Genomic DNA, 3,759 nt, shown 5'->3' on the forward strand with positions numbered 1-3,759 from the left:
GCGCAGCCCTCCCCCTCCCCGCGAACGCCCGCCGCTCTCGCCGAACCCACCAGACCCGTGCGCCGCCTGTGGGTGGCCGGGATCAGCCTGGCCAACCTCGGCATGTGGATGGCCTTCTTCGGCCCGCTCCAGGTCCTGCTGCCCGAACAGGTCGGCCTGCTCGCCCCCGACGCCAAGGAGACCGCCCTGGCCTGGGTGACCGGGGCGGGCGCGGCCTGCTCCACCCTGGGCACCCCGCTGGCCGGGGCCCTGTCCGACCGGACCACCGGCCGGTTCGGGCGCCGACGCCCCTGGATCCTGGCCGGTGCGCTCCTGGGCGGTCTGGGACTGGTGGTGCTCGGCCGACAGGACGGCGTCCTCGGCGTCCTGGTGGGGTGGTCCTTCGTCCAGGCCGCGCTGTCCTGCCTGAACGCGACCCTGCTCGCGGCCGTGCCCGACCACGTGCCGGTCCGCCAGCGCGGCGTGGTCTCGGGGTGGATCGGCGTACCGCAGTCGGCGGGCGTGGTGGTGGCGGTGCTCCTGGTGACCGTGGTGGTCACGGGGATCGCCCCCGGCTACGCCCTCCTCGGCGCGCTGACCGTCCTGTGCGTCCTGCCGTTCGCGCTGCTGGCCCCCGACCCGCCGCTGCCCCGCGAGGCGCGCCCCTCCTGGAGCGGGTTCGCGCGCGGGCTGTGGGTGTCCCCGCGCCGCCACCCCGACTTCGGCTGGGCGTGGCTGACCCGTTTCCTCATGCAGACGGGCAACGCCATGTTCACCCTCTACCTGCTCTACTTCCTCACCGACGCGGTGGGCTACGAGGAGCTGTTCCCCGGTTCCTCGGCCGCGGACGGGCTGCTGGTGCTGATCGCCGTGTACACGGCGGCGGTCGTGGCCACGACCGTGCTGGCCGGTCTGGTCTCGGACCGCATCGGCCGCCGCAGGGGGATGGTGTGCCTGTCCGGGGTGGTCTCGGCGGTGCCCGCCTTCCTGATCGCCGCGTTTCCGACGTGGCCGATGAGTCTGGTGTGCGCGGTGGTGCTGGGGGTCGGCTTCGGCGTCTACCTGTCCGTGGACAACGCCCTGGTCACCGAGGTCCTGCCGAGCGCCGGCGGGCGGGCCAAGGACCTGGGGATCGTCAACATCGCCAGCGCCGGACCGCAGGTCATCGCCCCGGCCCTGGCCGGTCCGATCGTGGTCCACCTGGGCGGCTACCCGGTCCTGTACACCGTGTGCGGGCTGCTCAGCCTGCTGGGCGGGGTGCTGGTGTGGCGGATCCGGGGTGTGGCATGAGTCCCCGCCGGTTCCACGCGTCCCCTCCTGTCCGCTCCTCGACCCCCGTTCACCCCGTCAGACCCAGCGAAAGGCAGGTACCGTCCATGTCGTCACCGTTCCTGTGGGGAGTGGCCTCCTCCGCCTTCCAGATCGAGGGCGCCCTCGACGCGGACGGGCGCGGCCCGTCGGTGTGGGACGTCTTCGCCGAGCGCCCGGGCGCGGTCCGCGACGGGCACAGCCCCGCCCCGGCCTGCGACCACTACCACCGGTGGGCCGAGGACGTGGAACTGCTCGACCGGCTCGGGGTGAACGCCTACCGGTTCTCGCTCGCCTGGCCCCGGGTCGTGCCGACCGGGCGCGGCGCGGTGAACGGGGCCGGCCTGGACTTCTACGACCGCCTGGTGGACGCGCTGCTGGCCCGGGGGATCACCCCGGTGCCGACGCTGTTCCACTGGGACCTGCCCCAGGCGCTGGAGGATGCGGGCGGTTGGAGCGAACGCGACACGGCGTACGCGTTCGCCGAGTACGCGGCGGCGGCCTCCGACCGCCTCGGCGACCGGGTGGACCGGTGGATCACCCTGAACGAGCCCCTGGTGCACACCACCTACGGGCACGCGCTCGGCGTCCACGCCCCGGGGCGGACCCTGGCGGTGCCCGAGGTGATGCGGGTGGCCCACCACATGCTGCTCGCGCACGGGCTGGCCGCCGGGGAGCTGCGCTCGCGCGGCCTGGAGGCACTGCTCACCAACAACTACTCCCCCGCCAGCCCCGCCACCGGCTCCGAGGCCGACGCCGCCGCCGCGCACGCCTACGACACCCTGCACAACCGGCTGTTCACCGACCCCGTGCTGACCGGCGCCTACCCGGACCTGTCGGCCTTCGGCGTCGCGGAGGTCCCCGGCGTGCGCGAGGGCGACCTGAAGGCGGTCGCGGGCAGCGCGGACGGCCTCGGGGTCAACTACTACAACCCCACCGTGGCCACCGCGCCCGACGAGGGGTCGGGACTGCCGTTCGGGTTCGGTGAGGTCGCCGGGGCGCCGGTGACCGCGTTCGGGTGGCCGGTGGTGCCCGAGGGGCTGGGCCGGATGATCGACCTGCTGCGCGAGCGCCACGGTGAGGCGCTGCCGCCGCTGTACGTCACCGAGAACGGCTGTTCCTACGAGGACCGGGTCTCCCCCGGAGGGCGGATCGCCGACCCCGAGCGGATCACCTACCTGGAGGGGCACGTGGCCGCCGTGGAGGCCGCGCGGGAGCGGGGCGCGGACGTGCGCGGGTACTTCGTGTGGACGCTCACCGACAACTTCGAGTGGGCCGAGGGCTACCACCAGCGCTTCGGGCTGGTGCACGTGGACCACGCCACCCAGGCGCGCACCCCCAAGGACTCCTTCGCCTGGTACCGGGACCTCGTCGCCGCCAGGACCGCGTCAGCTGGTGCGTGAGGGACCGCGGCGGCGCGTGCCCGGCACGCTCAGTCCCCGACGGCGTCCAGGGTGCCGCTGTCATGGCGTTCGGGGGCCTCCTCGCCGCGCTGGCGGGCGGGCTCCCACCACCACCAGTGCGACTCGGGCACCCAGGAGGGGACCTCCTCCTCGTTGACCGGCCGCGCCCGGCCCGCCACCGCGGTGAGGGCCTCGTCGATGCGCGGCAGGGCCTCCAGGTCGCCCGGGCGCAGGAAGGCCTCCCAGGGCACGAACTCCTCGCCGAGCAGCTCCAGCATGGACCGCCGCCAGCAGGCGGGGCGGTAGGCCTCGTGCTCGCCGTTCTCGGCCGCGGTCTGGGTGCGGACCACGTACAGGCCGAGCCGGTCGGGGTTGCTGCCGCCCACCAGCAGCTCGGCCAGGGTGGCGCTGAACTCCTGGCCGCCCGGGGATCTGCGCTGCGCGGGCGTGGTCGCCCGGTACAGGGCGAAGAGGGCGGCGAAGGCGTTGTCCATCAGGGCGTCGCGGTCCCTGCGGCGCGAGGCGCTCTCGGCGAAGGCGTCCAACGCCCGCCTGGCCAGGTCCGGAAGGTCCCTGCCCGCATCCGCGCTCACCTTCACACCGCCTTGTCCGGTCCGGGGATGACGTTCGGCGCGGGCCCGTGGCCCCGCGCCGCTTCGATGATAAGCACGCTCCGTGCCGTCGAGGTAGCCGGTTCACGGTGCCGGGGTCCGCAGTTGCCCGTCCAGGGTGCGCGCCCACTGGCGCACGATCCGGCGGCGCCGGGGCCCGTCGTCGGTGAGCAGGTTGGCCAGTCCCAGGCCGCGTGCCAGGTCGAGGGTGGCCTGGACGGTCTCGCGGACCCCGGGGACCGACTCGTCCACCCCCAGCAGTTCCACGGCGGCCCGGTGGATCTCCCGGCCCATCCGCTCCTCCATGGGGATGATGCGCTCGCGCAGGACCGGGTCGCTGGCGGCGGCCGACCACAGCTGGAGGGCGGCGCGGAAGTCCGTTCCGGTGAAGGCGTCCACGACCATCTGCACGACCGCCTCGGTGCGGCCGCCGCCCTCGGGGACGGCGGCCGCGCCCC

Annotated in this window: 3 protein-coding genes and 1 pseudogene; 2 read left to right on the forward strand and 2 right to left on the reverse strand. The window is 74.6% G+C overall.

Translation table 11 applies throughout. The features are described 5' to 3' along the window. Both DQW06_RS08510 and DQW06_RS08515 read left to right on the forward strand, forming a co-directional pair. The coding region (locus DQW06_RS08510; protein WP_157983375.1) for an MFS transporter at window positions 1-1,269 on the forward strand (1,269 nt) is incomplete at its 5' end. A gap of 86 nt (window positions 1,270-1,355) precedes the next feature. Next, window positions 1,356-2,690, forward strand: coding sequence for a GH1 family beta-glucosidase (locus DQW06_RS08515; RefSeq protein WP_117198247.1), 1,335 nt, complete (start codon window positions 1,356-1,358; stop codon window positions 2,688-2,690). A gap of 29 nt (window positions 2,691-2,719) precedes the next feature. On the opposite strand, the gene DQW06_RS08520 is transcribed toward DQW06_RS08515, so the two are convergent. Both DQW06_RS08520 and DQW06_RS08525 read right to left on the reverse strand, forming a co-directional pair. After that, window positions 2,720-3,289, reverse strand: coding sequence for a hypothetical protein (locus DQW06_RS08520; protein WP_041552808.1), 570 nt, complete (start codon window positions 3,287-3,289; stop codon window positions 2,720-2,722). A gap of 96 nt (window positions 3,290-3,385) precedes the next feature. Then, window positions 3,386-3,759, reverse strand: a pseudogene (locus DQW06_RS08525) (TetR/AcrR family transcriptional regulator); the annotation flags it as partial.

The organism is Nocardiopsis sp. TNDT3 (assembly GCF_003427465.1).
GTDB classification, from domain to species: Bacteria; Actinomycetota; Actinomycetes; order Streptosporangiales; family Streptosporangiaceae; genus Nocardiopsis; species Nocardiopsis dassonvillei.

Bases quoted from the DNA above. Each gene is read 5' to 3' on its own strand.
- DQW06_RS08515 (WP_117198247.1), top strand. From the start codon at position 1,356: ATGTCGTCACCGTTCCTGTGGGGAGTGGCCTCCTCCGCCTTCCAGATC.